At 63.3% G+C, this 24,952-nt stretch carries 34 protein-coding genes and 1 tRNA gene; 11 read left to right on the top strand and 24 right to left on the bottom strand.

Annotation, left to right across the window (positions count from 1 at the left end; genetic code table 11):
• Window positions 1-126: 126 nt before the first annotated feature.
• A complete protein-coding gene (locus LY632_RS11020) occupies window positions 127-3,024 on the top strand; it encodes a TonB-dependent receptor (protein ID WP_234091180.1) in 2,898 nt (965 codons plus the stop codon).
• A gap of 63 nt (window positions 3,025-3,087) precedes the next feature.
• On the opposite strand, the gene LY632_RS11015 is transcribed toward LY632_RS11020, so the two are convergent.
• Window positions 3,088-3,966: a queuosine precursor transporter gene (locus LY632_RS11015; RefSeq protein WP_234091179.1), complete on the bottom strand. Its 879-nt coding sequence runs from the start codon at window positions 3,964-3,966 to the stop codon at window positions 3,088-3,090.
• A gap of 60 nt (window positions 3,967-4,026) precedes the next feature.
• On the opposite strand from LY632_RS11015, the gene LY632_RS11010 reads away from it, so the two are divergent.
• Window positions 4,027-4,103, top strand: a tRNA-Arg gene (locus LY632_RS11010).
• 17 nt (window positions 4,104-4,120) lie between these two features.
• On the opposite strand, the gene LY632_RS11005 is transcribed toward LY632_RS11010, so the two are convergent.
• From LY632_RS11005 to leuC, 9 genes are all read right to left on the bottom strand, one after another.
• Entirely contained in the window at window positions 4,121-4,906 is a 786-nt protein-coding gene (locus LY632_RS11005) for an NUDIX domain-containing protein (RefSeq protein WP_234091178.1), read from the bottom strand.
• Between the two features lie 298 nt (window positions 4,907-5,204).
• Window positions 5,205-5,534 carry a Grx4 family monothiol glutaredoxin gene (grxD, locus tag LY632_RS11000; RefSeq protein ID WP_234091177.1) on the bottom strand — a complete coding sequence of 110 codons (330 nt, stop codon included), beginning with the start codon at window positions 5,532-5,534 and terminating at the stop codon, window positions 5,205-5,207.
• Between the two features lie 33 nt (window positions 5,535-5,567).
• Window positions 5,568-5,801 (bottom strand): BolA/IbaG family iron-sulfur metabolism protein, encoded by a 234-nt coding sequence (locus LY632_RS10995; protein ID WP_234091176.1) that lies wholly within the window; start codon window positions 5,799-5,801, stop codon window positions 5,568-5,570.
• Window positions 5,802-5,811: 10 nt separating this feature from the next.
• Entirely contained in the window at window positions 5,812-6,135 is a 324-nt protein-coding gene (locus tag LY632_RS10990) for a DUF1476 domain-containing protein (protein WP_234091175.1), read from the bottom strand.
• Window positions 6,136-6,174: 39 nt separating this feature from the next.
• Entirely contained in the window at window positions 6,175-6,639 is a 465-nt protein-coding gene (locus LY632_RS10985; protein ID WP_234091174.1) for a cytochrome c, read from the bottom strand.
• A gap of 3 nt (window positions 6,640-6,642) precedes the next feature.
• On the bottom strand, window positions 6,643-7,644 hold the full coding sequence (locus tag LY632_RS10980; protein WP_234091173.1) for an NADPH:quinone oxidoreductase family protein: 1,002 nt from the start codon (window positions 7,642-7,644) through the stop codon (window positions 6,643-6,645).
• Window positions 7,641-8,243, bottom strand: coding sequence for a 3-isopropylmalate dehydratase small subunit (leuD, locus tag LY632_RS10975; RefSeq protein WP_234091172.1), 603 nt, complete (start codon window positions 8,241-8,243; stop codon window positions 7,641-7,643). The genes LY632_RS10980 and leuD overlap by 4 nt, the downstream gene beginning before the upstream one ends.
• Entirely contained in the window at window positions 8,243-8,395 is a 153-nt protein-coding gene (locus LY632_RS10970; RefSeq protein WP_234091171.1) for an isopropylmalate isomerase, read from the bottom strand. Before LY632_RS10970 ends, leuD begins: the two co-directional genes overlap by 1 nt.
• A 42-nt stretch (window positions 8,396-8,437) precedes the next feature.
• Window positions 8,438-9,871 carry a 3-isopropylmalate dehydratase large subunit gene (gene leuC, locus LY632_RS10965; protein ID WP_234091170.1) on the bottom strand — a complete coding sequence of 478 codons (1,434 nt, stop codon included), beginning with the start codon at window positions 9,869-9,871 and terminating at the stop codon, window positions 8,438-8,440.
• Window positions 9,872-9,973: 102 nt separating this feature from the next.
• Here leuC and LY632_RS10960 point away from each other — a divergent pair, with 102 nt between their 5' ends.
• Genes LY632_RS10960 through LY632_RS10950 form a run of 3 tightly spaced genes read left to right on the top strand, consistent with a single transcriptional unit; the run spans window position 9,974 to window position 11,316 of the window.
• On the top strand, window positions 9,974-10,375 hold the full coding sequence (locus tag LY632_RS10960) for a thioesterase family protein (protein ID WP_234091169.1): 402 nt from the start codon (window positions 9,974-9,976) through the stop codon (window positions 10,373-10,375).
• A 15-nt stretch (window positions 10,376-10,390) separates the two neighbouring features.
• Window positions 10,391-10,912, top strand: a complete 522-nt coding sequence (locus LY632_RS10955) for a sterol desaturase family protein (RefSeq protein ID WP_234091168.1) — start codon at window positions 10,391-10,393, stop codon at window positions 10,910-10,912.
• Entirely contained in the window at window positions 10,909-11,316 is a 408-nt protein-coding gene (locus LY632_RS10950) for a hypothetical protein (RefSeq protein ID WP_234091167.1), read from the top strand. Before LY632_RS10955 ends, LY632_RS10950 begins: the two co-directional genes overlap by 4 nt.
• On the opposite strand, the gene LY632_RS10945 is transcribed toward LY632_RS10950, so the two are convergent.
• The 14 genes from LY632_RS10945 to LY632_RS10880 all read right to left on the bottom strand — a co-directional run bounded on the left by LY632_RS10945 (window position 11,313) and on the right by LY632_RS10880 (window position 17,652).
• Complete coding sequence (locus LY632_RS10945) at window positions 11,313-12,575, bottom strand: DUF3422 family protein (protein WP_234091166.1); 1,263 nt, start codon at window positions 12,573-12,575, stop codon at window positions 11,313-11,315. The genes LY632_RS10950 and LY632_RS10945 overlap by 4 nt on opposite strands.
• A 65-nt stretch (window positions 12,576-12,640) precedes the next feature.
• Window positions 12,641-12,988 carry a YbaN family protein gene (locus LY632_RS10940; protein ID WP_234091165.1) on the bottom strand — a complete coding sequence of 116 codons (348 nt, stop codon included), beginning with the start codon at window positions 12,986-12,988 and terminating at the stop codon, window positions 12,641-12,643.
• 4 nt (window positions 12,989-12,992) lie between these two features.
• Entirely contained in the window at window positions 12,993-13,403 is a 411-nt protein-coding gene (locus tag LY632_RS10935) for a SufE family protein (RefSeq protein ID WP_234091164.1), read from the bottom strand.
• 162 nt (window positions 13,404-13,565) lie between these two features.
• Window positions 13,566-13,811 carry a hypothetical protein gene (locus LY632_RS10930; RefSeq protein WP_234091163.1) on the bottom strand — a complete coding sequence of 82 codons (246 nt, stop codon included), beginning with the start codon at window positions 13,809-13,811 and terminating at the stop codon, window positions 13,566-13,568.
• Between the two features lie 52 nt (window positions 13,812-13,863).
• On the bottom strand, window positions 13,864-14,118 hold the full coding sequence (locus LY632_RS10925; RefSeq protein ID WP_234091162.1) for an ELKS/Rab6-interacting/CAST family protein: 255 nt from the start codon (window positions 14,116-14,118) through the stop codon (window positions 13,864-13,866).
• Entirely contained in the window at window positions 14,115-14,411 is a 297-nt protein-coding gene (locus LY632_RS10920; protein WP_234091161.1) for a hypothetical protein, read from the bottom strand. Before LY632_RS10920 ends, LY632_RS10925 begins: the two co-directional genes overlap by 4 nt.
• Window positions 14,411-14,773: a hypothetical protein gene (locus tag LY632_RS10915; RefSeq protein WP_234091160.1), complete on the bottom strand. Its 363-nt coding sequence runs from the start codon at window positions 14,771-14,773 to the stop codon at window positions 14,411-14,413. Before LY632_RS10915 ends, LY632_RS10920 begins: the two co-directional genes overlap by 1 nt.
• Complete coding sequence (locus LY632_RS10910; RefSeq protein ID WP_234091159.1) at window positions 14,773-15,102, bottom strand: hypothetical protein; 330 nt, start codon at window positions 15,100-15,102, stop codon at window positions 14,773-14,775. The genes LY632_RS10915 and LY632_RS10910 overlap by 1 nt, the downstream gene beginning before the upstream one ends.
• Window positions 15,102-15,410, bottom strand: a complete 309-nt coding sequence (locus LY632_RS10905) for a hypothetical protein (RefSeq protein ID WP_234091158.1) — start codon at window positions 15,408-15,410, stop codon at window positions 15,102-15,104. The genes LY632_RS10910 and LY632_RS10905 overlap by 1 nt, the downstream gene beginning before the upstream one ends.
• Window positions 15,411-15,432: 22 nt before the next feature.
• The gene (locus LY632_RS10900) at window positions 15,433-15,690 is read right to left on the bottom strand and encodes a hypothetical protein (RefSeq protein ID WP_234091157.1); all 258 of its coding nucleotides are present in this window, start codon (window positions 15,688-15,690) and stop codon (window positions 15,433-15,435) included.
• Between the two features lie 29 nt (window positions 15,691-15,719).
• The gene (pspC, locus tag LY632_RS10895; protein ID WP_234091156.1) at window positions 15,720-16,097 is read right to left on the bottom strand and encodes an envelope stress response membrane protein PspC; all 378 of its coding nucleotides are present in this window, start codon (window positions 16,095-16,097) and stop codon (window positions 15,720-15,722) included.
• Window positions 16,094-16,390 carry an envelope stress response membrane protein PspB gene (gene pspB / locus LY632_RS10890; protein ID WP_234091155.1) on the bottom strand — a complete coding sequence of 99 codons (297 nt, stop codon included), beginning with the start codon at window positions 16,388-16,390 and terminating at the stop codon, window positions 16,094-16,096. Before pspB ends, pspC begins: the two co-directional genes overlap by 4 nt.
• A 3-nt stretch (window positions 16,391-16,393) precedes the next feature.
• Window positions 16,394-17,137, bottom strand: coding sequence for a phage shock protein PspA (gene pspA, locus LY632_RS10885; protein WP_370636576.1), 744 nt, complete (start codon window positions 17,135-17,137; stop codon window positions 16,394-16,396).
• 155 nt (window positions 17,138-17,292) lie between these two features.
• Window positions 17,293-17,652 (bottom strand): hypothetical protein, encoded by a 360-nt coding sequence (locus tag LY632_RS10880; RefSeq protein WP_234091154.1) that lies wholly within the window; start codon window positions 17,650-17,652, stop codon window positions 17,293-17,295.
• Between LY632_RS10880 and pspF the strand changes: the two genes are divergently transcribed.
• From pspF to infB, 6 genes are all read left to right on the top strand, one after another.
• Window positions 17,623-18,663 carry a phage shock protein operon transcriptional activator gene (gene pspF / locus LY632_RS10875; protein WP_234091153.1) on the top strand — a complete coding sequence of 347 codons (1,041 nt, stop codon included), beginning with the start codon at window positions 17,623-17,625 and terminating at the stop codon, window positions 18,661-18,663. The two genes, LY632_RS10880 and pspF, sit on opposite strands and share 30 nt — an antisense overlap.
• Window positions 18,664-18,671: 8 nt before the next feature.
• Window positions 18,672-19,283: an SOS response-associated peptidase gene (locus LY632_RS10870; protein ID WP_234091152.1), complete on the top strand. Its 612-nt coding sequence runs from the start codon at window positions 18,672-18,674 to the stop codon at window positions 19,281-19,283.
• A 142-nt stretch (window positions 19,284-19,425) separates the two neighbouring features.
• Window positions 19,426-20,010 carry a ribosome maturation protein RimP gene (rimP, locus tag LY632_RS10865; protein ID WP_234091151.1) on the top strand — a complete coding sequence of 195 codons (585 nt, stop codon included), beginning with the start codon at window positions 19,426-19,428 and terminating at the stop codon, window positions 20,008-20,010.
• Window positions 20,010-21,671, top strand: coding sequence for a transcription termination factor NusA (gene nusA / locus LY632_RS10860; protein ID WP_234091150.1), 1,662 nt, complete (start codon window positions 20,010-20,012; stop codon window positions 21,669-21,671). Before rimP ends, nusA begins: the two co-directional genes overlap by 1 nt.
• Complete coding sequence (locus LY632_RS10855) at window positions 21,652-22,395, top strand: DUF448 domain-containing protein (RefSeq protein WP_234091149.1); 744 nt, start codon at window positions 21,652-21,654, stop codon at window positions 22,393-22,395. Before nusA ends, LY632_RS10855 begins: the two co-directional genes overlap by 20 nt.
• Window positions 22,396-22,418: 23 nt before the next feature.
• Window positions 22,419-24,917, top strand: a complete 2,499-nt coding sequence (infB, locus tag LY632_RS10850) for a translation initiation factor IF-2 (RefSeq protein ID WP_234091148.1) — start codon at window positions 22,419-22,421, stop codon at window positions 24,915-24,917.
• The last annotated feature ends 35 nt before the right edge of the window (window positions 24,918-24,952 follow it).

Below are 24,952 nucleotides of genomic sequence, written 5' to 3'. Positions count from 1 at the left end.
CGGCAGTAACCGAAAACCCACAAAATGCGGACAAACGCGCAATCCTGTTGCAAGGCATACGTATTCCGGTTTAGTTTCCTTACCCAGATGCTGCGGAAAAGCGGCACTAGGGAGAGGAGAAAATCTATGAGGATCAGGGCTTCCCTGATGGCCGGCATCTGTGCCGGTGCGATCGCTGTACCCGCCTACGCTCAGGACACCGATGAACCGCAAGTGCCGCAGCAAGGCGCGACGCCGGTCATCGTCGTGACCGCACAGCGCCAGGCGCAAAGCCTGCAGGAAGTGCCTATCGCGGTCAGCGCCTTTTCGGCCGAAGCGCTCGAAGCGCAGCAGATCGAAAATGCCAGCGACCTGCAGCTGACGCTCCCGAACGTCTCCTTTACCAAGGGCAATTTCACCGGTTCGAGCTTTACCATCCGCGGCATCGGCGACCTCTGCGTCGGCGTGTCCTGCGACAGCGCGACCGCGATCCACACCAACGGATCGCCACTGTTCGGTACCCGCCTGTTCGAAACCGAATACTTCGACCTTGAGCGCATCGAAGTGTTGCGCGGCCCGCAGGGTACCCTGTTCGGCCGCAACGCGACCTCGGGCGTGGTCAACGTCGTGACGGCCAAGCCGGATCTCTCCGGCTTCGGCGCCAAGGCGGAATTCCAGTACGGCAACTACAACAGCATCACCGCCAAGGGCATGGTCAACCTGCCCATTGGCGAGAGCATCGGCGCCCGTATCGCCGGCTTCTATCTCAAGCGTGATGGCTATACGACCAACACATTCAACGGCCAGGATATCGACGACCGCGAGATGTATGCCATTCGTGGTTCGCTCCGGTTCGAGCCGGGTCCGGATACCACGATCGATCTCATGGGATATTACTTCCGTGAAGAAGACAATCGCATGCGTATCCAGAAGCAGCAGTGCCAGCGCGACCCGACCGGTGTTCTCGGCTGTCTGAACAATCGCCGCGATTTTGCGAAGACCAACGCGAATTCGACCTTCACCGGCACGCTGGGATCGCGTGAGTTCCTGGCGCTGAACGGTATTCCGGCGACCTTCGGTCTCAACAGTCTGTACGGTCCTGACGCCTACGCAAACTTCGTCGAATCTCCCGATGTACGCAAGGTCAGCACGCAGTTCACGCCCGAGTACTTCTCGGACGAACTCCAGTTGCAGGCACTGATCGATCACAACTTCGGGGCGATCAACCTTTCGCTTTCGGGGATCTACCAGAAGGCGCGGGTCGATTCCCGGCAGGACTACAACAACGGTGTGGGGCAGATTCCAAACGAGGCAGTGGCGTTCGCGACACTGAACACCTTCGCCAATCCGCTCGCTGTCGGGCCTGCCGTAGCTTCCTACTTCCAGCCGATCGTGCAAGCCCTGTTCAACGGCAACGAATTGTGCGTGTCGGAAACCAATCTGGACAACACCGGCGCTTTCGAAGGGTCGCGCCTGTGTACACCTGACGGCACCCAGTTCGACCGCTCCAATTCCGACAATGATGCGTGGTCGGTCGAAGCGATCGTCAGCTCGGATTTTGACGGACCGTTCAACTTCCTGCTGGGCGCGACCTATGCCGATGCGCATCTGAGCGAGAACAGCTATTACGTGAACGCTTTTGCGATCGACTATGTCGTCAGCGTTCTGGGCTCGTTCACTTCGCTGGGTGCAGGACTTCCGCCGAGCTATCTTGCGACTTCGTTCTTCCGCAACAACACCGACGATTTCACGCTCAAGAGCTACGGTATCTTCGGGGAAGCGTACTGGGACATTTCGGACCAGCTGAAGCTTACTCTCGGCCTGCGCTACAATGATGACAAGAAGACCGTGCGGGCGCGTTCGACACTTGCGAGCTTCCTCAATCCTTACAGCAACAATGGTGATCCTTTCGCGTCGCCCTTCGTCGGCAGCTTCGATGCCGATCCTGGCACGCCAGGCAACCAGTTGTGGCAGGAACGCGCGGTGGCGTTCAACGAGATTACCGGTCGCGCAGTGCTCGACTACCAGATCACGCCGGACAACATCCTGTATGCTTCGTTCTCGCGTGGCTACAAGTCGGGTGGTATCAACCCGCCGTTGCAGCCGATCTTCGCCGTGCCGGAAAGCTTCGGACCGGAAACGATCAATGCCTTCGAAATCGGTAGCAAGAACACCTTCGCCAATGGCGCGCTGCAGCTGAACGCGACGGCATTCTACTATGATTACAAGGGCCTGCAGCTGAGCCGTATTATCGCCCGGACCTCGGTCAACGATACCATCGATGCCAAGGTCTGGGGCGTGGAGCTCGAAAGTCTCATCGCTCCCAACCCGAACTGGTTGATCAATATGAACTTCAGCTACCTCAATGCCGAGGTTGCCGGGGATCAGTTCTTCTCCAACCCGCGTGATCCGGGCGGTGGCGATGCCAACGCGGTCATCATCAAGGACATCACCAACGGTGCGCTGTGCGCGGTCACGGGGGCTGCCCCGGGCGGCCCTGATGCCTTCGTCAATGCGATCAATCCGGGACTGGGCCTGCAGGGCACGACCGAGTTCCCGGCCGACGGCAACATCGCGTCCTCCGGCGCTTTCAGCATCTGTAACGTGCTGACCGCACAGGCGGCGGCGATCGGTGCCGCCTTTGGTGGCATCCAGGTGCTGAGCCCGGGTGTCGAAGTGAACCTGAAGGGTAACAAGCTGCCCCAGGCTCCGGAGATGAAGGCTTCGGTCGGTGTCCAGTACACCGCCGACTTCGACAATGGCATGTCGCTGGTTCCGCGCTTCGACTTGGCATACACCGGCGAGCAGTACGGCAACATCTTCAACGGCCGGGTCAACCGGATCGAACCGTTCGTCCAGGCGAACGCCCAGATCCAGCTAAATGGCCCGGACAACAAGTGGTATGTCCGCGCATTCGTCCAGAACATCTTCGACAGCGACTCGGTCACCGGCCTTTATGTCACCGATGCATCGTCGGGTCTGTTCACCAACATCTTCACGCTCGATCCGCGTCGCTACGGCATCGCGGCAGGCATCGAATTCTGACGCGATAGACGTCAGGGAGAGGAGAAGGGCCGGCCTTCGGGTCGGCCCTTTTTCGTTGCCAAGTCAGCGCACCTTGGTGGTCGAGAAGGGCGAGAAATCGGTGTCGATGTCGTAGAGATCGACACCTTCCGCCGCCTTGAGGCGGTTCACAACCAAATAGGTCACCGGGGTCAGCACCGCTTCCCATACCACCTTCAGTGCCCAGTTGGTGACCATCACGGTCAGGACCGCTTCGGTAGTCCAGATGCCATAGAAGGCGACCGGGTAGAAGATCAGGCTGTCGACGCCCTGGCCGACAAAGGTCGAGCCGATGGTGCGGGTCCATAGCGCGCGGCCCTTGGTCCAGACCTTCATCTTTGCCATCACGAAGGAATTGACGAACTCGCCAGCCCAGAAGGCGGTGATCGATGCGACGACGATCCGCCATGTGCTGCCGAACACGCTTTCATAGGTCTGCTGGCAAATTGCGCCACCGGTTATCGCCGGATCGGCACTGGAGGTGAGCGGGCGAGGGCCGCCGAAGCCGCTCGCGCTGCACTCCCACCCGTCGAAGGCAGGCAGGGCGGTGACGACATATGACATGAAGGCGAGGAACAGCATTGCCGCTGTCCCCACCCAGATCACGCGACGCGCCTTGGCGAAGCCGTAGATCTCGGTCAGCACGTCACCGATAACATAGCCCAACGGGAAGAACAGGATGCCCGCGCCGTAGATGAAGATTCCATCGGGTGCAGGCCACCAGCCTTCTGGCCAGAACGGCACATCCACATAAGTCAGCTTGGCCGCGCCGATGATGTTCGACAGCAGCAGGATCGCAACGAAGGCCGCCATCACGAGATCGTAATGGCGGAAGGTCACCGGCGCACGGCTGGTGGCGACGATGCCGTCGGTCGAATCGCGGTCAAACGCGGCGGCGGGATCGGCTGGAGCGCTGTTTTCCATGGCCCAGCGCCTTATCGCTGTTTTGCCGCACCGAAAAGCGCGCTAACAGGCCCCCAGCGCGCGCCCGTAGTTCAACTGGATAGAGCACGAGCCTTCTAAGCTTGGAGTTGCAGGTTCGAGTCCTGCCGGGCGCGCCAATTTTCCGGCCTCGAGCTTAGCCCCGCATCACCTCATCAAGCGGCTCCCCAGTCACCGGGTATCCATGTTCTGCCCCGATTTCGAGCCAGCCTTTGCCGCCGCGTTCGCCCATGTACGGGGTGATGGTGCGAACCGGGATCGCCTCGGCCTGCGTCTTGGCCTCGGCGAATGAACCGAACAGCGCCAGCCGCTCCAGGTTGCGGCGGGTCGGGAAGATCAGCTTGATCTCGCCTGTCTCGGCCATGTCGAGTGCGCCTTGGGCGCTTGTCCAGAACAGGTGGGTGTTTTCCGAATTGTCGACCGCGATATCGACCGCGCCGGTGCCAAGGTCGGCGAGATAGAAACGGGTGTCATAAACGCGAGGGATGCGTTCGTTCTTGGGGAACCACCGGGCAAATGGCGTCAGTTGGGCGAGATCGAGCGACCAGCCGAATTCATCGAGTACGGGTGCGAGCTCGCCCAGTTCCAGCAGCAGCGCGCGGGCCGCAGCGGCGCTTTCGGCGGTCAGCTCGCCCACCAGACCGACCGCCAGCCCGGTTTCCTCCAGCGTTTCGCGGACAACCGCGATCTGGTGCGCGGCCTCGTCCAGGTCGAGCGTCGTGTCGACCGCCTTGGCCAGCGCGAAATCGGCCGGATCGACCCGACCGCCGGGAAATACCGCCATCCCCCCGGCAAAGACCATGTTGCGCGAGCGCACCGTCATCAGGATTTCGGGCGGGGAACCTGCCGGACCATTGCGGAAGATAACGACGGTGGCGGCAGGGATGCCCTCTGATTGCGGAGTCTCGTTCGGTTCGCTCATGCAACTGTTCTGGCGTGGGCGGGCTCACTTGCCAAGGTGCCATTTGCCGCTGCTGCCGAGGGTGTCGGGCCACTTTACACAATCGGAATTGTGAAAGGTGCGTTTACCATCCTGATTCTCGGAAATTCGCGGCTTTCGCAAACTGGCACGCGGTATGCAAAGTTACCCACGTACCCCGACGAAAGTCTTCGAAACGAGGCGGGGTCACTGGTCTCCCGACCCCGCCTCCCCGAAGACCCGCACGAAAAAGGCCCGCCAATCGAGCGGGCCTTTTCGTTTCCGGCGACAAGAGAGAAGTTCAGCTGGCGCGGGCGACGGCTTTCTCGTCCAGCATCTGCTGCAGTTCGCCGGCTTCGAACATTTCCATCATGATGTCGCTGCCGCCAACGAATTCGCCCTTCACATAGAGCTGCGGGATGGTCGGCCAGTCGGAGTATTCCTTGATCCCCTGGCGGATTTCCATGTCCTGCAACACATCGATGCTTTCGTAGGCGACGCCGCAATGGTCGAGGATCGCCACCGCGCGGCTGGAGAAACCGCATTGCGGGAACAGCGGGGTGCCCTTCATGAACAGCACGACGTCGTTGCTGCCGACGATATCGGCGATGCGGGTGTTGGTATCGGACATGGTCCCGTTCCCTGATGAAAAAGTGTCAGCCCCTCACTTGGGCACGGCGGTGGTCAGTTGCAAGGCGTGGAGCACGCCGCCCATGCGCCCGCCAAGGGCGTCGTAGACCAGCTTGTGCTGCTGCACGCGGGTCTTGCCGGCGAACTGCGGGGCAGTGACCTTTGCCGCCCAGTGATTGTTGTCACCGGCAAGGTCGCTCATCTCCACCACCGCACCGGGCAACGCGGCAGTGATCATGCCTTCGATTTCTGCACCACTCATGGGCATGGGATGAGCCTCAGCTTCCGGCCATGAACTGACGGCGGGCCTCGACGGCCATTTCCTCGAGCGCGGCGCGGACACCGGCTTCGTCGATCTCGACCCCGGCAGTGGTCAGGTCGCCCAGCACCTTGCGGATCACGTCCTCGTCGCCCGCTTCCTCGAAATCGGCCTGGACGACGGAAGTGGCGTAGGATGTGGTCTCTTCTTCGTTGAGCCCCATCTTCGCGGCAGCCCACTGCCCGAGCAGGCGATTGCGGCGAGCCGCGACCTTGAAGGCGGTGTCTTCGTCCATCGCGAACTTGGCTTCCTCGGCGCGTTCGCGGTCCTTGAAATCGGTCATTGGTTCAGTCCTGGATCGTTGTTGCGGGGGAGGGCGGTGTCAGCCCTCGGCCCGGAAGGCCGTATGGCACGATTGGCACGCGGCCTTGGTTCTCGCAAGGGATTCGGAAAACGCAGCCTTGTCGTTCGTCCGGGCGGCAGCTTCAAGCCCGGCGGTGGCGGCCTGGAATTCCGCGATTTGCGATCCAAAACCCTCGCTGTCCTCCCAGACAGCAGGAAGGCTGCGGGTGCCGGGAACGTCCTTCGTCTCCGCCGCGAATAGCGCGGGGAGCGAGCGGGCAAAGGCGGCGATGCCGCTGGCCGGGAAGGCGGCGCGGGTGATCGCGTCGGCCTCGGGCGCGCTCTCGGCGCGGCTCAGCGCGCCCATATTGGCGACCAGCATGGTCATCCCGCCCTGCCGGGCATCGACCAGCGGGTTTGTCGAGTGCTGGTGGTCCTCATGCGCTTGCGCCGCGACGCCGAGCGCGAAGGTACCCAAAGCGGCAAGGAAGACGAAGTTCCGCATCGGTCAGTCTCCCATGGTCACGACGAGCTTGCCCACGGCCTCGCGGTTTTCCAGCTTGGCGATGGCATCGGCTCCGCGTTCGAGCGGGAAGGTCTCGCTCACCAGCGGATCGATCTTGCCGGCCCGCATCAGGTCGAACAGTTCCTGCACCTGTTCACGGTACTTGACCGGCTCGCGCGCGGTGAAGGCACCCCAGAACACGCCGGCGATGTCACAGCTTTTGAGAAGCGTCAGGTTGAGCGGCATCTTGGCGATCCCGGCGGGGAAGCCGACCACCAGAAAGCGTCCCTCCCACGCGATCGCACGCAGCGCCGGTTCGGAATACTGCCCGCCGACGATGTCATAGACGATATTGGCACCCTCGGGGCCGCAGGCTTCCTTGAACGCATTGGCGAGCGCTTTGGAGGCGTCCTTGTCCATCGCCTCGCGCGGGTAGATCACGACCTCGTCGGCCCCGGCCTTGCGGGCCACTTCGCCCTTGGCTTCGCTCGACACGGCGGCAACGACACGCGCGCCGAAAGCCTTGGCGAGCTCGACCGCCGACAGACCAACGCCGCCCGCAGCGCCCAGCACCAGCACGGTATCGCCAGTCTTGATATGGCCGCGGTCCTTCAGGCCATGGATGGTGGTGCCATAGGTCATCAGCAGCGAAGCCGCCTTCTCGAACGGCACGCCTTCGGGTACCGGAAACAGGCGCGCAGCCGGCATGATGACCTTCTCGGCCAGCCCGCCGTTGCCGGTACCGCCCAGTACTTTGTCCCCGACCTTGAAACCTTCGACTCCTTCGCCGACCGCTTCGACCACACCGGAGATCTCGCCGCCGGGCGCGAAGGGTCGCGGCGGCTTGAACTGGTACATGTCGCGAATGATCAGTGTGTCGGGGAAGTTGATGGCGCAGGCCTTGACCGCCACCAGCACCTCGCCCTTGCCGGGCACCGGTGCGTCGATCTCGTCGAGTGTCAGTGTTTCAGGCCCGCCAACGGCGTGTGATCTAAGGGCTTTCATGCGGCAATCTCCGTTCCTCGTGTCAGCCATGGCATCACCGATGCCTGCTGCTTCTCATATGTTTCGATAGCATCTGCCTGCTGGAGCGTCAGGCCGATCTCGTCCAGCCCCTCGACAAGGCAATGCTTGCGGAACGGATCGACTTCGAAAGTGAAGCGATCCTGATAGGGGGTAGTGACAGTCTGGGTCTCGAGATCGACCGTGATCGGGTCGGTCTGCGCAACCGCCAACAATCGGTCGATCTGGTCTTGCGGCAAGGCGACGGTGAGTATGCCGTTCTTGAACGCATTGCCGCTGAAGATGTCGGAGAAACTGGGCGCGATCACCACGGTGATACCCAGGTCGAGCAGCGCCCAGGCGGCATGCTCGCGGCTAGATCCGCAGCCGAAGTTGTCGCCTGCAATCAGGATCGGCGCGCCTTTGAATTCGTCGCTGTCGAACAGATTGTCCGGGTCCGCCCGGACCGTCTCGAACGCGCCCCTGCCGAGCCCTTCGCGGGTCACGGTCTTGAGCCAGTGCGCAGGGATGATGACGTCGGTATCGACGTTCTTGGCGCCATAGGGAATGGCGCGCCCTTGGACCTGGCTCACTGGCTGCATCAATCCGTCTCCGGCTTTTCGCCCGAGGGGATGGGGCCGGGCTGCTTGGGCTCGTTCTTCTTTTTGCGCTTGCCGGCATAGAGCAGGGCGGCGGCGATGGCAGCGGAACCGATGGCTCCGGCGATGGTCTTGGTGGGGATCTTCTTCGTCATGTTATCTGCTTTGGTATCGACAACGGGTTCCCGCAAGGGGGATCAGCCAGCCAATTCACGAACATCGGTCAATCGCCCCGTGACGGCGGCGGCGGCGGCCATGGCGGGGCTCATCAGGTGGGTGCGCGCGCCCGGGCCCTGGCGGCCGACGAAATTGCGGTTGCTGGTCGAGGCACAGCGTTCGCCGGGGGGGACCTTGTCAGGATTCATGGCCAGGCATGCCGAACAGCCCGGCTCGCGCCATTCGAACCCGGCCTCGGTGAAGATGCGGTCGAGACCTTCCACCTCGGCCTGGGCCTTCACGAGGCCGGAGCCGGGGACGACGATGGCCCATTTGACGCCCGCGGCCTTGCGGCGGCCCTTCAGCACTGCGGCGGCGGCGCGCAGATCCTCGATCCGGCTGTTGGTGCAGCTGCCGATGAAGACGTTCTCGATGGCGACGTCCTGCATCCGCTGGCCGGGCGTGAGGCCCATGTAATCGAGGCTTTTCGCGGCGGCGACCTGCTTCGAGGGATCGGCAAAGCTGTCGGGCGCGGGAACTATGCCGCTGATCGGCACGACATCCTCCGGGCTGGTGCCCCAAGTCACGGTCGGCTCGATCGCGGAGGCATCGATGCGGACCGAGGTGTCAAATTGTGCCCCATCGTCGGTGGCGAGCGAGCGCCACCAGGCGACGGCATGCTCCCATTCCTCGCCCTTGGGGGCATAGGGGCGGCCCTTGAGATAGGCGAAGGTGACATCGTCGGGCGCGATCAGCCCGGCCCGCGCTCCGCCTTCGATGCTCATGTTGCACACCGTCAGGCGGCCTTCGATGCTCATCTCTTCGAACACCTTGCCGCGATATTCGATGACATGGCCGGTACCGCCTGCGGTGCCGATCACGCCGATGATGTGCAGAATCAGGTCTTTAGGGGTGACACCGGCACCCAGCGCGCCATCGACCCGCACCTCCATGGTCTTGGAGCGCTTGAGCTGGAGCGTCTGGGTCGCCAGCACATGCTCGACCTCGCTGGTGCCGATGCCGAAGGCAAGGGCCCCGATTCCGCCATGCGCGGCCGTATGGGAATCGCCGCAGACGATGGTGGTGCCGGGCAGCGAGAAGCCCTGTTCCGGACCGACGACATGGACGATGCCTTGCTCGCGCGCAGTCGCATCGATGTAGCGGATGCCGAAGGCAGGCGCGTTGCGTTCGAGCGCGGCGAGCTGCTGCGCACTCTCGCGGTCGGCGATGGGCAGGCGGTTGCCGGAGGCGTCCAGCCGCGCAGTGGTCGGCAGATTGTGGTCCGGGACCGCCAGAGTCAGGTCCGGGCGACGGACCTTCCGCCCGTTCGCCCGCAGGGCCTCGAACGCCTGCGGGCTCGTCACTTCGTGGACCAGATGGCGGTCGATATAGATCAGCGCAGTGCCGTCGGGCCGCTGGTCGACGACATGCGCATCCCAGATTTTCTCGTAGAGGGTTCGGGCAGGGGCTGGCATGGCGCGGAGCTTTGCGGCCTTTGCGCAACACAGGCAAGGCGATGTGCGAAAAGCAATTGCGGTGTCATGGAAAAGAAAGCTTTTCGTCCCTAACTTACACCCATGTCAGCAAAGCCCTTCACCTTTCCGATCCGCGTCCTGCCCGCCGATATCGACTTCATGGGGCATGTGAACAACGCACGTTACCTCAATTGGGTGCAGGATGCGGTGCTGGCGCACTGGAACAAGTTGGCCCCGGCCGAGGAAGTCGCGAGCAAGGCCTGGGTCGCGCTCAAGCACGAGATCACTTATCGCAAGCCGGCCTTCCTCGAAGACGACGTGGTGGCCCGCACCGTGCTGGAACACTTCCAGGGTGCGCGGGCTTTCTATCACACGGTCATCAGCCGCGGCGAGGAAGTGCTGGCCGAAGTCAAGTCGAGCTGGTGCTGCATCGATGCGACCACGCTGCGTCCGGCCCGTATCGGGGACCACTTGCGCGAGTTCTTTTTTCCCGACGCCAACTAACCTATAGCCACCGGCATGACTGACCGGTTCGTCCCTCTCGCCATCATCGTAGTGACCTTCTTCGCGATGGAGTTCGTCGCCTGGAGCAGCCACAAATACATCATGCACGGCTGGGGCTGGGCCTGGCACCGCGACCACCACGAACCGCATGACAACATGTTCGAGAAGAACGATCTTTACGGGGTGGTCGGCGCGGCGATGAGCATCTCGATGTTCATGCTTGGCAGCCCGCTGGTGGCGGGGGAGGCGGCGTGGCCTCCCGCGACCTGGATCGGCGCCGGCATCCTGCTCTACGGGATCGTCTATACGCTGGTGCACGACGGGCTGGTCCACCAGCGCTATTTCCGCTGGGTGCCCAAGAGCGGTTATGCCAAACGGCTGGTGCAGGCGCACAAGCTGCACCATGCGACGATCGGCAAGGAAGGCGGGGTCAGCTTCGGCTTCGTGATCGCACGCGATCCGGCCAAGCTGAAGCAGGAGCTGAAGACCCAGCGCGAAGCCGGGATTGCCGTGGTGCGGGAGAGCGCCGGGGCGTGACCCAGGCAGGTTCGTTCGACCTGACCGGGCAATGGCATGGTACCTATGCTTACCCGGGAACAGCAGGTCCGGCGACGCCCTTTGTTGCGGTTCTGTCCGAAACGGGTGGAGCTTTTCGCGGCGCAATCTTGGAACCGGACATGGTCTATGGCCTGTCAGACGCACTTGAGGCGACCGTCATCGGGCATCGCTCGGGTCGCGCGGTCGATTTTACCAAAGTCTACCTCGGTCACACAGTGGGATATGAGGAGCCGGTCGACTACGTCGGCCAGCTTTCATCCGATGGTCAGACCCTAACCGGGGTATGGAGTCTGCAGTCCATGAGCGGAGTCTTTGAGATGTTCCGCGAGATCGAGTTCAGTGAAGAGCAGGGCGCACGGATCGCAGAAACGATTGAGATTTAACCCCCCAGAACCCGCCGTTTCACAAGCCGCAGCACCAGCCAGATCGTCAGCATCGTCGGCAGCACCAGGATAGCGACCGCCAGTTCCGGATCGATGCCGGGCCAGGCATGTCCTGCCCCCTTGAGCCCATAAGCGACGAGGCTGAGCAGGTAGTAGGTGATCGCCACCACCGAGAAGCCTTCGACCAGTTGCTGCAGGCGCAGCTGCCGGCTGCTCGATTGCTCCATCGAACGCAGCAGCTCGGCGTTCTGGTTCTCGATCCGCGTGTCGATCCGCGCACGCAGCAGTGACGAGAGCTGGCTGGCGCGCAGGGCCAGCTGGCGTTCGCGTTCGACCACTGCGCTACAGGTGCGCATCGCCGGAAGGAAGCGACGCTCGGTGAAATCCTCAAGCGAAGCAAACCCGTTGATCGGTGTGATCTGCAATTGCTCCAGCCGGTCCTCGACCAATCGGGCATAGGCTGCGGTGGCGCTCATGCGGTAGTTGATCGATGCGGCGACGGCCATCAGTTCAAGCGACAGGTTGGACAATTCCTGCAGCAGCGCATCGTCGGTTTCCTGCGCGTTGGTGACGCGCTGCGAGAGGGTGGCGAGCCGTTCTTCCGCCGCATCGAGCCGGGGCCAGACAGCCTGCGCCTCTGGCAGACCGAGCAGGGCCTTGTTGCGATAATTGCCGAGCTCCTGAAGGCGCTGCAGCAAGCGGGTAAAATCGCGCCGGTCGGTCTCGCCTGCCGACACCAGCAGCCGCCCGAAGCCATCCGGCCACAGCTTGAAATCGGACCACATCCGCGCGGTGCCCTGCAGGCGGCACGAAACGGTTTCGGAAGGCGAAAAGGCCAAGGTCGGCACGATCGCTTCGGCCTCTGCTTCGCTTTCGACCAGATGGATGGCAGTGGCACGGATAATCTTGCCGGGCAGGCTGTCGACCCAGGCCAGCGGACCTTGGAGGTCGGCCTGCTCGCGCGGGGCGCGGAAGGCGTCGCATTCGGTGCAAGCGATGAACAGCGTCAGGCTGCTGCCTTCGCTGTGCCGTTCCCAGGCGAAGCGCACCCCCTTGGGCAAAGTGCCTTCGCGGTGGCGGGGGTGGGCATCGTCACCGGTGAGATTGCTGTGCCGGTCGAGCACCGCAAGCTCTTCGTCGCGCTCATTGGCTTCGACTTCTGTGACCCACTGCAGGATGACCCCCGGCACCGGCACGCTGGGCCAGCGGCGCAAGTGCATCTCGCCGACCACTTGCCGTCGTAATTCGTGCTCGCGCATTCGGTATTCCCCCCGGGTCCGGCTGGGATAATGCCTGCCGGACGCAGGAAAAGCGAGTCGGGATGCTACTCGTTGCGCGTGATGATCCAGCCGCCGACGAGGATCAGGATTGCGAGCGACAAATAGACCCACGGAACCCCTAGTGTCAGGCCAGTGAAAATTACCCCCGCACTCATGGCGGTGACTGCGGCAATCTTGGCGGGACGGCGGATCACCCGCCGCTCCAGCCAATCGCGGATCTGCGGGCCCCATTGCGGATGGGCAAGGATCTTCTGCTCCCATTCGGGATTGCTGCGGGCAAAGCAGAACACCGCCAGCAGCAGGAAGGGCACTGTGGGCATGATCGGCAATACCGCGCCGACGGCGCCCAGGCCGACGCTGAGAATCCCTCCCGCAAGGTAAAGTGGGCGCATGGCGTCAGGCGCTGGCCGCGATCCGTGCGGCGTGCTCGCGCACCAGCGCGATCATGTTGGGCACACCCTGCGTACGGTTTGAGGACAGCTGGTTCTTGAGATCGAACGGGGCAAGCGCTTCGGCGATGTCCATTCGCGCGATCGTTTCGGCCGGTTGGTCCTGCACCGCGGCAATCACCAAGGCGACGATGCCCTTGGTGATCGCCGCGTTGCTGTCAGCCAGGAAGTGGAGTTTTTCGTCGTCACCTGTGGGATAGACCCAGACGCTGGCCGAACAGCCGCGCACCAGCGTGGCATCGGTCTTGAGCGCATCGGGCATAGGGTCAAGCTCGCGCCCCAGCTCGATCAGCAACCGATAGCGTTCATCGCCTTCGAGAAATTCGTACTCTTCCTGGATGTCATACAGTGTGCGCATGACGTGCAGTTAGGGAGGTGGAGGACAAAACGAAAGAGCCTCCTCTTTGCGAGCCGCAGGCAAGCAATCCGTGGTCAGGCGTCACAGCAACTCGACCAGTTCAGCTTTGGCTTGCCGCGTCGCCCTCCGGTCCCTTCGCATTCGGGGGACGGGCAATGGTGCCTAGAGGTCAACCCCGCTGGCGATGGCTTCGAGCTTGCGGATGCGTTCCTTGAGGTCGGCGATCTCGATCCGCGCCGCGCCTTCGCCGGCACCGCCTTCGATTTCCACCGCAAAGCGTGGCTGGCCCTTGTCGAGCTCCTGCCGCTTGAGCGCAAGCCATTCGTGCCAGGCCCGCAGCAAGGCGGCCACGACCACGGTCAGCCCGACCAGTGCGGTCACTGCGATGACGAATGTGGGGTCACTCATCTCGAACATTCCTCCTCAAGGGCCGCCTCCGGCGCACCCGGTCCTTTCCTGCTCAGCGCTCGTCGCGCAGTCTCTCGATTTCCTCGGCAGTGCGGCGTGCCGGATCGGTGGCAATTGCCTCCAGCACCTTCACCCGCTCGCGCAATTCCTCCAGCTCGCGGTCTTTCTCCTGGCTCCCCCGCGAGATGTAGCTCTGGTTGCCGTTCATATCCTCGATGATGCCATGCCGCGCACGGTAGCGGGCGTTCAGCACCTTGGCGGCACAGACCACCATGACGATGATGACGACTGCGGTCGGCCAATTCATCGCGCACTCTCCCGGTTGGCGAGAATGCGGTCATTGTCCTGCAAGTCCCGCAGCTGATCGATCTGATGAGCCAGCGTGGGATTGCCGTCGGTGGCGATGCGTTCCAGCACGCGGACTCGCTCTTCCAGCAGGGCATATTTCTCGTCGCTCGCAACCGAGTTCTTGCCGCTCTTGTGCAGCTCCTTCCATTCGGCGTGATCGTACACCCGCGATACGATCCGGCTGATCGTGAAGGCGGTGATGACCACCACGGTCAGGATGAAGCCGAAGATCAGCACGAGATCGCCGTCCATCAGGCGTTTCCTTCAGGCTTTGATGCGGCCAGGGCCCGCTCGCGCAGCGCCTCGATCTCGCTTCCCAGGTGATAGCCGCTATCGGTCACGATCCGCTCCACATTGGCGAGCCGATCCTTCATTGCGCCCAGTTCGGCGCGCAATTCTGCGTTTTCCTGCGTCAACAACTTGACCCGCTCTGCGGTCTGGCCGTCGGTCGAAGGCTTCAGCGACTGGCCCCACATGCCTTCCAGCGGGTAACCGTGCTTGATCTTGAGCTTGGTGGTGTGGATCCAGCCGAAGGTGCTGATCAGACCGATGCCGAGCGCACCGCCGATGATCCATGGCAGGTGGGGGAGAAACTGGGCAACTGCGGGGTCCATTACACTTGTTCCTTCTTGCCGATATCGAGCGGGACGCCGTTGCCGGTGTCGCGCAGAGCTTCGATTTCTTCGCTGAGCGAATACCCGCGGTCGGTAACGATCTTTTCCAGCACGATCATGCGGTCCTGCATGGCATCGAGCTTCTCATGCAGTTGCCGGTTCTCCTGACGCAGCCGCTTGGTCTCGGCGCTGTCGGTTCGTTCGGTCTTCCCGCCCCATTCGTCTTCCAGGGCATAGCCGTGCTTGGCGCGGATCCAGTTGTTGATCAGCCAGCCGCCCATGCTCAGCGCAATGATGGCGACGACGAAGCTTGGTCCACCCCAGTCCATCAGGCGCGCTCCTCGTTCTTGATGTTGAGCGGCACGCCGGCGTCCTCGACCCGGCGCGTATCGCGCAGGGCCTCGATCTGGGTCGCGACGTCGTAACCGCCATCGGTGACGATGCGCTCGAGCACCTGCACCCGGTCTTCCAGCCGCTGGATCTGGCTGGCGTATTGCGCGGCCTTTTCGGCGGTATGTTCGGCTGTGGCGCCGATCTGCATCTCGGCCAGCTTCTGCTGGTGCTTGGTCCAGATCGCGACGATCGGAATCATCAATGCGATGATCGGTATCATTACTCCCAGAGTTCCAGCGTCCATGTCAGTCCTCCCTTCCGCGCCCTCAGCGCAGCTTTTCGATCTCGTCGGCCGTTCGGCGGGCCGGATCGGTCGCGATGGTTTCCAGCACCGCCAGGCGGTCCTGCAGCATGGCGACGGTTTCCTTCAGCTCCGCCTTGTCGTGGACCAGCGCGGTCTCGCGGTCGCTGCGGCCATACTTGATCTCGGCCATCTTGCGCTTGTGTTCGAGCACGGTGTGGATGATCCCCCAGAGGCTCATCGACATGAACAAGATCATCATTGCGACAACGGTCGGTTCCATCTTGCGACTCCCTCCTCTGGTTCAGTGGCTCAGCGCAGCCGCTCGATCTCGGCGTTGAGGCGCGGGTTGGAAGAGACGTAGAAGGTCTCGACTTCGGCCAGGCGGCGGTCGATATCGCGGAACTTGCCGCGTACTTCGCGCACCGTGCGCTTGGGGTTCTGGCGGACCTGCTGCCAGTACTTCTCCTCCTGCTTGTCGACGTAAAGGTGTGCCGGCTTCTTGTTAAGCAGCAGCCCGGCGATGAAATAGACCGGCAGGATCATGCCCATCCCGGCGAACAGCAGCACCAGGAAGCCGAGCCGGACCCACAGCGCGTTGACGCCGGTGTAGTCGGCAATTCCGGAGCAGACACCCATCAGCTTGGCATTCTGCTTGTCGCGGTAAAGAGTCGTGCGGGGGGTGTTCACGAGCGTGCTCCTTTCTTCTCGGCGACGAGCTTTTCGAGCTCGGCCAGCTGCGCATTGTCTTCGTCGGAATTCTGCACCAGGCGGGCGGGCTTGAAGTCGGCATGGTCATGCGCGACCAGGCGTTCCACCGTGTCCATCCGTTCGTCGAGCCGCTTGGCGAGATTGTACATCTCTTCAAGCAGGGCCTCGTCGTCGCTGGTGATGGTGGCAGCGGTCTTCCACCTCGTGATATAGTGGAGTACGATCCACGGAAGTGCGATGAAGATCGCAACGATTGCAAGTACCTCTTCCATGGCTCAGCCCTCCTTCTTGTCGCCGCCCATGCCGAGCGCACGCTTCATTTCTTCGAGTTCCTCGTCGACCTTGTCGGCGCCGGCGAGGGCGTTGATTTCGTCGGCCAGGCTCGGCTTGCCCGTGCCATCGGCAATCTGCAGCGCATCGGCGCGGCCTTCGGCATAGTCGACCCGGCGTTCGAGCTGGTCGAACCGGGCGAGCGCATCGTCGACCCGCTCGTTGGTCATCAGGCTGCGCAGCTTGACGCGGTTCTCCGCGCTTTCGAGGCGGGCGGCGATGGCGGTCTGGCGGCTGCGAGCCTCACGCAGGCGGCCCTGCAGCTTCTGGATGTCCTGTTCATAGGCGCGCAGCGCATCGTCGAGCACAGCGATTTCCTGCTTGAGCTGCTCGCTCATGTCAGCGGCCTTCTTCTTCTCCACCAGGGCTGCGCGGGCGAGGTCTTCGCGGTCCTTGCTCAGCGCCAGCTGGGCCTTGTCGGACCAGTCGGCCTGGAGCCGATCGAGCTTGACAGTGTGTCGGTGCATTTCCTTCTGGTCGGCAATCGTGCGCGCAGCGCTGGCGCGGACTTCGACCAGCGTTTCTTCCATTTCGAGGATGATCATGCGGATCATCTTTTGCGGATCGTCCGCCTGGTCGAGCATGTCGTTGAAATTGGCGGCGATGATATCGCGGGTCCGGCTGAAAATGCCCATGAAGGGTGCTCCGAGGTTGAAAGTGTCCTTAGGCGAAGAAGGCTGGTCAATGATCGGCGTCGGGCTGCGGCGCAGCTTCTCGACCTCGGCTTCAAGGCGCGAGAGGCCACGGGCGATGCCCTGGGGACGGACCGGAGCCGCGCCGGCGCTAGAGTCGCGCGGCGATTGGGGGCTGGATGGCTCCGGTCCGAGGGGGTTGCCGGGCTTGCTCACGCGATCTCGACCTGCTGGTATGCAGGGGTTGCGGCGTAAGCGGGCGAAACCTGCATCTGTGTGCTCAGCGCGACAAAAGCGGTCATCGCAGCGATGCTGGCAAGAGCGGCCTGTCCCAGCTTCGTCCGGAAGAATGCGCGGTTGTACATGGTCTGGTTCCTTCCTGAAAACTCTCTCCGCTGGTCGTCCCGGCGGGTATGTTCATCTATCAGCAAGGGGTGTGCCAAACTGCAAAACTGGCGGATTTCTGCGGGTTTGCGAAGTTCTCGACGAACGACATATGGTAATGATTGCCAAGCCTTGGGAATTTTCACTATATATCGGGCATGGAGCGCAACAGCCAGTTCGTCGGCCAATCGACAGCCTTCCTCGATGCGGTTGAACGGGCCAGTCGCGCGGCCCCGATGCAGCGCCCGATCCTGATCATCGGCGAGCGCGGGACGGGCAAGGAACTGATCGCCGAACGTCTCCATCGTCTCTCGTCACGCTGGGACGAGCCGCTCGTCATCATGAACTGCGCGGCGCTCCCGGAAACCCTCATCGAGGCCGAGTTGTTCGGACACGAAGCGGGTGCCTTCACCGGTGCTACCAGAGCACGCGAGGGAAGGTTCGAGGAAGCCGACAAGGGGACGCTTTTTCTCGACGAACTGGGCACTTTGTCGATGGCGGCACAGGAACGGCTGCTGCGTGCGGTCGAATATGGCGAAGTCACCCGCATCGGCTCCTCGCGCCCGATCCGGGTCGATGTCCGGATCGTTGGCGCGACCAACGAAGATCTTCCGCGCATGGCGGAGGAAGGGAAGTTCCGGGCCGACCTGCTCGACCGACTCAGTTTCGAAGTCATAACCTTGCCCCCGCTGCGGGTGCGCGAGGGCGATATCGGGGTGCTCGCCGAATACTTCGGCCGGCGCATGGCGGCCGAGCTGGGATGGGAAGGGTGGCCGGGTTTTGCCACCCATGTCCAGCAACAGCTGGAGGACCATCCCTGGCCCGGCAACGTCCGCGAATTGCGCAACGTCATCGAACGGGCGGTCTATCGCTGGGACGCCTGGGACGAACCGATCGCCCATGTCCAGTTCGATCCATTCGAGAGCCCGTGGAAGCCGCTGGTGGGCGAGGGGCCCAAGCGGACCCAGGGCACTGATTTTCGCGACGCTGTCCGGTCGACCGCGCGCCCGACGCTGGATCTCGAGAGCATCGACGACCTTCGCGCCGCAGTTGACGAACACGAACGCAAGATCGTCGAGCACGCGCTCGGCAGGCACCGCTGGAACCAGCGCCAGACCGCCAAGGCGCTGGGCCTTACCTATGATCAGCTGCGCCACTGCATCAAGAAGCACGGCCTGATGGAAGAGGCAGAGAGCTGAGGCACGCCATGTGCAATCTCTACAAGGTGAAGAGTTCGCACACCGAGGTCGCCGACTTCTTCGATGCCGTTGCCGAGGATTTCGGAACCAACACGCCGGAAGAAATCTACCCGGGATATCCTACCATAGTGGTGGCGGACGGCAGGCTGCATTCGATGGTCTGGGGCTTTCCGCTCGCCCAGACCGGGGCCAAGGGGCAGCCGCTCAAGCCCAGGCCGGTCAACAATACCCGCACCGACAAAGTGAAGAGCTTCTTCTGGCGTGATTCCTTCGAGAACCGGCGTTGCCTGATCCCGGTTTCGACCTTCGCCGAAGCAGAGGGGGAGAGGGGCCGTATGACCCGCACATGGTTCTCGCTGCCCGATGCGCCGCTGTTCGCCACCGCCGGGATCTGGCGCGAGAGCGACGAATGGGGCGCAGTCTGCTCGATGTTGATGACTGACGCGAACGCGCAAGTTGCACCTGTTCACAACCGGATGCCGGTTATTCTGGCGCGCGAGAGCTGGGACCGGTGGCTAGGAGGCACGCCGTCCGAGGCTTATGATCTGTGTATCCCCTACCAGGGCAAGCTTGCTCTCGATCGCACCGATGAACCCTGGTTCAAGCGGCGCGGGGGATAGCGCGCCTTAGCGCTTGCATTCCGGCTGAGGCAGGCCTATCTGGCCGCCATCCCGATATCGTCGAGACTTTGGAGGGGCTGGCGCCGCAAGGGGCCGGCACCAGACGCCTTCGCCCGATGATATCGCACCTGATGGAGACCCGATGGCCGATTTGGTACGCCTGACCGCACTGATCGAACCCGAAGCGACCGCGCTCGGTTTCGAGCTCGTGCGTGTCAAGATGATGCCTTCGGAGGCCGGTGATGGCGGCATGGCGCTGCAGATCATGGCGGAGGACCCGGCCACGGGCCAGCTGGTGATCGACCAGTGTGCTGCGCTCAGCCGCCGCGTGTCGGACGTGATCGATGCGGCCGAGGAAGCCGAAGTGCTGATCGAGGGCGCCTATCACCTCGAAGTCAGCAGCCCCGGCATCGACCGCCCGCTGACCCGGCCCAAGGATTTCGCCAACTGGGCGGGGCATGAGGCCAAGTTTGCCTTGAGCGAAAAGGCTGAGGGTCACCGCAACCTTCGTGGTATATTGCATGGCATCGCGGGCGACGTGGTGACCATCGAAGACCGCAAGGCGGGGACGATTGCCGTCCCGCTCGAACAGATTCACAGCGCCAAGCTGGTCCTGACGGACGAGCTGATCGCTGCCACCAGACCCATCGACGACTCCGGGGTTGAGGAATACCTTGGAGGTGTCGAGGACATTGTCGAAGACGAAGAAGAGAAGGCTGACGACTGATGGCCAGTGCAATTTCCGCCAACAAGGCCGAGCTGCTCGCGATTGCGAACTCGGTTGCTTCGGAAAAGATGATCGACAAGGCGATCGTCATCGAGGCGATGGAAGAAGCGATCCAGAAGAGCGCGCGCAACCGCTATGGCGCGGAAAACGACATTCGCGCCAAGCTCGATCCGCTGACCGGCGACCTGCGCCTGTGGCGCGTTGTCGAAGTGGTCGAGGAGGTCGAGGACTATTTCAAGCAGGTCGATCTCAAGCAGGCAGAAAAGCTGCAGCCGGGCGCCAAGGTTGGCGACTTCATCGTCGATCCGCTGCCGCCGGTCGATCTGGGCCGTATCGACGCGCAGAGCGCCAAGCAGGTGATCTTCCAGAAGGTCCGCGATGCCGAGCGCGAGCGCCAGTACGAGGAATTCAAGGACCGCGCGGGGGAAATCATCACCGGCGTCATCAAGTCGGTCGAATTCGGCCATGTCATCGTCAACCTCGGCCGCGCCGAAGGCGTGATCCGCCGCGACCAGCAGATCCCGCGCGAAGCCGCCCGTACCGGCGAGCGGGTCCGCGCGATCATCACCAAGGTCGAACGCAACAACCGCGGTCCGCAGATCTTCCTCAGCCGCGCGCATCCCGAATTCATGAAGAAGCTGTTCGCGCAGGAAGTGCCGGAAATCTACGACGGCATCATCGAGATCAAGGCCGCCGCCCGCGACCCGGGTAGCCGCGCCAAGATCGGCGTCATCAGCCATGACAGCAGCATCGACCCGGTCGGTGCCTGCGTCGGCATGAAGGGCAGCCGCGTCCAGGCCGTGGTGCAGGAACTCCAGGGCGAGAAGATCGACATCATCCCGTGGTCGGAAGACCAGGCGACCTTCATCGTCAACGCGCTCCAGCCCGCCACCGTCAGCCGCGTCGTGCTCGACGAGGACGAAGGCCGCATCGAAGTCGTCGTTCCGGACGACCAGCTTTCGCTCGCGATCGGCCGCCGCGGACAGAACGTACGCCTCGCCAGCCAGCTCACCGGTCACCAGATCGACATCATGACCGAGGAAGAGGCGAGCGAGAAGCAGAGCAAGGAATTCTCGACCCGTTCCAAGATGTTCGAGGAAGAGCTCGACGTCGACGAAACACTGTCGCAGCTGCTCGTGGCCGAAGGCTTCGCGGAGCTCGAGGAAGTCGCCTATGTGGCGCTCGACGAACTCGCCGGCATCGAGGGCTTCGACGAGGAACTGGCCGAGGAACTGCAGAACCGCGCCAAGGAAGCGCTGGACCGGCAGGAAGCCGCCTACCGCGAAGAGCGCCGTGCGCTCGGCGTCGAGGACGCGCTGGCCGACATCCCGCATCTCAACGAGCAGATGCTCGTCACGCTGGGCAAGGGCGGCATCAAGACGCTCGACGATTTGGCCGATCTCGCCACCGACGAACTCATCGCCAAGAAGCGCGAAGCGCCGCGTCGCCGCAACAATGCCGACGGACCGCCGCTGCGCCGCAACCAGCGCGCCGAGGACAAGGGCGGCGTACTGGGCGAGTACGGCCTGACCGAAGAGCAGGGCAACGAGATCATCATGGCCGCCCGCGCGCACTGGTTCGAAGACGACGACGATATGTCCGCCTCCGCGGACGGGGAACCAGCAACCCAGGAGGCCGCCGATGCGGACTCCACCCAATGAGCGCGTAGCGTCCGACATCTCTGACGGCACTTCGGCCCGGACCCCGCGTTCGGAGCCGGAGCGCCGCTGTATCCTCTCCGGGGAGCATGGCTCGCGCGATGCGCTGATCCGGCTGGCGATCTCGCCTGACGGTCTGGTGCTGCCCGATGTCTTCGCCCGCGCGCCGGGTCGGGGCGCCTGGCTCGGCGTCAACCGTGCCGAGCTCGAAGCCGCCATGGCAAAAGGCAAGCTCAAGGGCGCGCTGGCGCGGGCCTACGCGCGTTCTCATGGGGGCGCGCCGCTGACCGTGCCCGAGGATCTGCCGCAGCGGATCGAGGATGCGCTGCGCAAGGCTTTGCTGGACCGGCTGGGCCTCGAAATGCGCGCCGGGCACCTTATCTTGGGGTCTGACCGGATTGCCGAGCATGCCCGGGGCGGGGCGCTCGAACTGCTGCTCCATGCCGCCGATGCCAGCGAGGACGGGTCGAAGAAGCTCGACCAGGCCTGGCGCGTGGGTCGGGAGATGGAAGGATCGGGCGAGCGGGGCATCCGCTTGCCTCTGGACCGCAACGCTTTGTCTGTGGCATTGGGCCGCGACAATGTCGTCCACCTGGGCGTTGGCAGCTTCAAGGCAGCCGAACGGGTCGAACAGGCCCTGTCACGCCTGTTGCACTTTGCAGGAGCATCCGCGGATGCGCCCGATACCGGCGGAACGAGCGATCGCCCCGTCGGCGAGACGATTTGAGATCGAAGGAAGAAACGAGTTTTATGAGCGACGAAAACGAAACCCCCCGCACCCGCAAACCGCTTGGCCTGAAGCGGAGCGTGGATGCCGGCGAGGTCAAGCAGACCTTCAGCCACGGCCGCACCAACAAGGTGGTGGTCGAGGTGAAGCAGCGTCGTCGCCTGGTCGGCAAGCCGGGTGAGGTCGCGCCGCCGCCGCCGCCCTCGCCTCCGCCGCCCCCTCCGCCGCCGCCTGCCGCCGAGAAGCCCGCGCCCAAGAAGGCCGCGCCCGCCGGGGAAACCCCGCAGGAACGCGTCGCCCGCCTGCAGCGCGAAGCGGAAGAAGCACGTCTCGCCACGCTGGCCGAGCAGACCGCCCGCGAAGCCGAGGAAGCCCGCAAGGCCGCCGAGGAAGAGAAGAAGCGCGCCGAAGAAAACCGCAAGGCCGAGGAAGAGGCCGAGAAGCGCAAGGCGGAAGAGCCTGCCCCGGCTCCTGTGGAGGAAGCGGCTGCTGCTGAAGCTCCTGCCGAAGCCGAAACGACCCCGAGCGTTGCCCGCAAGTTCACGCCCGTTGAACGGCCTGAGCCCAAGCGCCCGGAAAAGAAGAAGAAGGAAGAGCGCCGCGCTGCTCCGGCCGAGGAAAGCAAGGACAAGCGCCGCTCCGGCAAGTTGACCGTCACCAAGGCGCTCAACGAGGACGAAGGCCGCCGCGCCCGCTCGCTCGCCGCCCTCAAGCGTGCGCGCGAGAAGGAACGCCGCCTGCACGGCGGTCCCGCTGCGCCGCGCGAGAAGCAGGTGCGCGATGTCGTGGTGCCGGAAGCGATCACCGTGCAGGAACTCGCCAACCGCATGGCCGAAAAGGGCGCCGACCTGGTGAAGGCGCTGTTCAACATGGGCATGATGGTCACCGTCAACCAGACGATCGACCAGGACACGGCCGAGCTGCTGGTCGAGGAATTCGGCCACAACATCACCCGCGTTTCGGAAAGCGATGTCGATATCGACACCTCGACCGACACCGATCCGGAAGAGACGCTAAAGCCGCGGCCGCCGGTGGTGACGATCATGGGCCATGTCGACCACGGCAAGACCAGCCTGCTCGACGCGCTGCGCGGTGCCAATGTCGTGAAGGGCGAAGCCGGCGGGATCACCCAGCATATCGGCAGCTACCAGGTGAAAACCAAGTCCGGCGGGAAGATCACCTTCCTCGACACGCCGGGCCACGCCGCCTTTACCGAAATGCGCCAGCGCGGGGCCAATGTGACCGACATCGTGGTGCTGGTGGTCGCGGCCGATGACGGTGTGATGCCGCAGACGATCGAAGCCATCAAGCACACCAAGGCGGCCGGCGTGCCGATGATCGTGGCGATCAACAAGATCGACAAGCCGGAGGCGGATCCGAACAACATCCGCACCCGCCTGCTCGAACATGAAGTCATCGTCGAGGCGATGTCGGGCGATGTGCAGGATGTCGAAATCTCGGCCAAGGAAAAGACCGGGCTCGACAAGCTGCTCGAAGCCATCGAACTGCAGGCCGAACTGCTGGAGCTCAGGGCCAATCCGGACCGCGATGCGGAAGCAACCGTGATCGAAGCCCAGCTCGACAAGGGCCGGGGCCCGGTCGCGACGGTGCTGATCAACCGCGGTACGCTGAAGCGTGGCGACACCTTCGTCGTCGGCACCGAAAGCGGCAAGGTTCGCGCGATCATCGACGACCAGGGCAAGCAGATCAAGGAAGCCGGTCCGTCCATGCCGGTCGAGGTCCTCGGCCTCGGCGGCGTGCCGCGTGCCGGTGACCAGCTGACCGTGGTCGAGAACGAACAGCGAGCCCGCGAGGTCGCCTCCTTCCGCCAGCAGAAGGCAACCGAGAAGCGCACCGCGCTTGCCCCGACCAATTTCGACACCATGTTCGCGGGCTTGGCCTCGAACGTGATCGAATTCCCGGTGGTGGTGAAGGCCGACGTGCAGGGCTCGGTCGAAGCGATCGTGACTGCGCTGCACAACCTTTCGAACGACGACATCAAGGTCCGCGTGCTGCATGCGGGCGTGGGCGCCATCACCGAAAGCGATGTGACGCTGGCGGCTTCGTCGGGCGCGCCGATCCTCGGTTTCAACGTCCGTCCGAACCCCAAGGCGCGCGACCTGGTGAAGCGCGATAACGTGCGGATGATGTATTACGACGTCATCTATCACCTGACCGAGGAAATCGCCAAGGAGATGGCGGGCGAGCTGGGTCCGGAGCGGATCGAGCACGTCGTCGGCCGCGCACTGGTCAAGGAAGTCTTCAAGTCCGGCAAGAAGGACAAGGCGGCCGGCCTGCTGGTCGAGGAAGGCGTTATCCGCAAGGGCCTCCACGCGCGTCTCACCCGCGACGATGTCATTGTCTCGGCGACGACCATTTCGTCGCTCAGGCGCTTCAAGGACGACGTGGACGAAGTCCGCACCGGCCTCGAATGCGGCGTGGTGCTGGCCGACACGAACGACATCAAGCCGGGCGACCAGCTCGAAGTCTTCGAAGTCGAGGAGCGTGAGCGGACTCTCTAAAGTTTCATCGAAGCTCGACGAGCTAGGGAAAGGAC

It is taken from the genome of Erythrobacter sp. SDW2 (assembly GCF_021431965.1).
GTDB lineage: Bacteria > Pseudomonadota > Alphaproteobacteria > Sphingomonadales > Sphingomonadaceae > Parerythrobacter.
The sequence above is the reverse complement of the archived record's forward strand: the minus strand, read 5'-3'. Positions and strand labels throughout refer to the sequence as shown.

What these genes read in the sequence shown, in the direction of transcription:
- LY632_RS11005 (WP_234091178.1), bottom strand. Translation starts at nt 4,906, where the DNA reads ATGAGCGAACCGAACGAGACTCCGCAATCAGAGGGCATCCCTGCCGCC.
- leuC (WP_234091170.1), bottom strand. Translation starts at nt 9,871, where the DNA reads ATGCCAGCCCCTGCCCGAACCCTCTACGAGAAAATCTGGGATGCGCAT.
- LY632_RS10955 (WP_234091168.1), top strand. Translation starts at nt 10,391, where the DNA reads ATGACTGACCGGTTCGTCCCTCTCGCCATCATCGTAGTGACCTTCTTC.
- LY632_RS10915 (WP_234091160.1), bottom strand. Translation starts at nt 14,773, where the DNA reads ATGGACCCCGCAGTTGCCCAGTTTCTCCCCCACCTGCCATGGATCATC.
- LY632_RS10960 (WP_234091169.1), top strand. Translation starts at nt 9,974, where the DNA reads ATGTCAGCAAAGCCCTTCACCTTTCCGATCCGCGTCCTGCCCGCCGAT.
- LY632_RS10930 (WP_234091163.1), bottom strand. Translation starts at nt 13,811, where the DNA reads ATGAGTGACCCCACATTCGTCATCGCAGTGACCGCACTGGTCGGGCTG.
- LY632_RS11015 (WP_234091179.1), bottom strand. Translation starts at nt 3,966, where the DNA reads ATGGAAAACAGCGCTCCAGCCGATCCCGCCGCCGCGTTTGACCGCGAT.
- LY632_RS10995 (WP_234091176.1), bottom strand. Translation starts at nt 5,801, where the DNA reads ATGCCCATGAGTGGTGCAGAAATCGAAGGCATGATCACTGCCGCGTTG.
- infB (WP_234091148.1), top strand. Translation starts at nt 22,419, where the DNA reads ATGAGCGACGAAAACGAAACCCCCCGCACCCGCAAACCGCTTGGCCTG.
- LY632_RS10870 (WP_234091152.1), top strand. Translation starts at nt 18,672, where the DNA reads ATGTGCAATCTCTACAAGGTGAAGAGTTCGCACACCGAGGTCGCCGAC.
- LY632_RS10935 (WP_234091164.1), bottom strand. Translation starts at nt 13,403, where the DNA reads ATGCGCACACTGTATGACATCCAGGAAGAGTACGAATTTCTCGAAGGC.
- pspF (WP_234091153.1), top strand. Translation starts at nt 17,623, where the DNA reads ATGGAGCGCAACAGCCAGTTCGTCGGCCAATCGACAGCCTTCCTCGAT.
- LY632_RS10945 (WP_234091166.1), bottom strand. Translation starts at nt 12,575, where the DNA reads ATGCGCGAGCACGAATTACGACGGCAAGTGGTCGGCGAGATGCACTTG.
- nusA (WP_234091150.1), top strand. Translation starts at nt 20,010, where the DNA reads ATGGCCAGTGCAATTTCCGCCAACAAGGCCGAGCTGCTCGCGATTGCG.
- LY632_RS10855 (WP_234091149.1), top strand. Translation starts at nt 21,652, where the DNA reads ATGCGGACTCCACCCAATGAGCGCGTAGCGTCCGACATCTCTGACGGC.
- LY632_RS10900 (WP_234091157.1), bottom strand. Translation starts at nt 15,690, where the DNA reads ATGGAACCGACCGTTGTCGCAATGATGATCTTGTTCATGTCGATGAGC.
- LY632_RS10910 (WP_234091159.1), bottom strand. Translation starts at nt 15,102, where the DNA reads ATGGACTGGGGTGGACCAAGCTTCGTCGTCGCCATCATTGCGCTGAGC.
- leuD (WP_234091172.1), bottom strand. Translation starts at nt 8,243, where the DNA reads ATGCAGCCAGTGAGCCAGGTCCAAGGGCGCGCCATTCCCTATGGCGCC.
- LY632_RS10905 (WP_234091158.1), bottom strand. Translation starts at nt 15,410, where the DNA reads ATGGACGCTGGAACTCTGGGAGTAATGATACCGATCATCGCATTGATG.
- LY632_RS10990 (WP_234091175.1), bottom strand. Translation starts at nt 6,135, where the DNA reads ATGACCGATTTCAAGGACCGCGAACGCGCCGAGGAAGCCAAGTTCGCG.
- LY632_RS10940 (WP_234091165.1), bottom strand. Translation starts at nt 12,988, where the DNA reads ATGCGCCCACTTTACCTTGCGGGAGGGATTCTCAGCGTCGGCCTGGGC.
- LY632_RS11020 (WP_234091180.1), top strand. Translation starts at nt 127, where the DNA reads ATGAGGATCAGGGCTTCCCTGATGGCCGGCATCTGTGCCGGTGCGATC.
- LY632_RS10920 (WP_234091161.1), bottom strand. Translation starts at nt 14,411, where the DNA reads ATGGACGGCGATCTCGTGCTGATCTTCGGCTTCATCCTGACCGTGGTG.
- LY632_RS10925 (WP_234091162.1), bottom strand. Translation starts at nt 14,118, where the DNA reads ATGAATTGGCCGACCGCAGTCGTCATCATCGTCATGGTGGTCTGTGCC.
- pspB (WP_234091155.1), bottom strand. Translation starts at nt 16,390, where the DNA reads ATGGAAGAGGTACTTGCAATCGTTGCGATCTTCATCGCACTTCCGTGG.
- grxD (WP_234091177.1), bottom strand. Translation starts at nt 5,534, where the DNA reads ATGTCCGATACCAACACCCGCATCGCCGATATCGTCGGCAGCAACGAC.
- LY632_RS10985 (WP_234091174.1), bottom strand. Translation starts at nt 6,639, where the DNA reads ATGCGGAACTTCGTCTTCCTTGCCGCTTTGGGTACCTTCGCGCTCGGC.
- LY632_RS10970 (WP_234091171.1), bottom strand. Translation starts at nt 8,395, where the DNA reads ATGACGAAGAAGATCCCCACCAAGACCATCGCCGGAGCCATCGGTTCC.
- rimP (WP_234091151.1), top strand. Translation starts at nt 19,426, where the DNA reads ATGGCCGATTTGGTACGCCTGACCGCACTGATCGAACCCGAAGCGACC.
- LY632_RS10980 (WP_234091173.1), bottom strand. Translation starts at nt 7,644, where the DNA reads ATGAAAGCCCTTAGATCACACGCCGTTGGCGGGCCTGAAACACTGACA.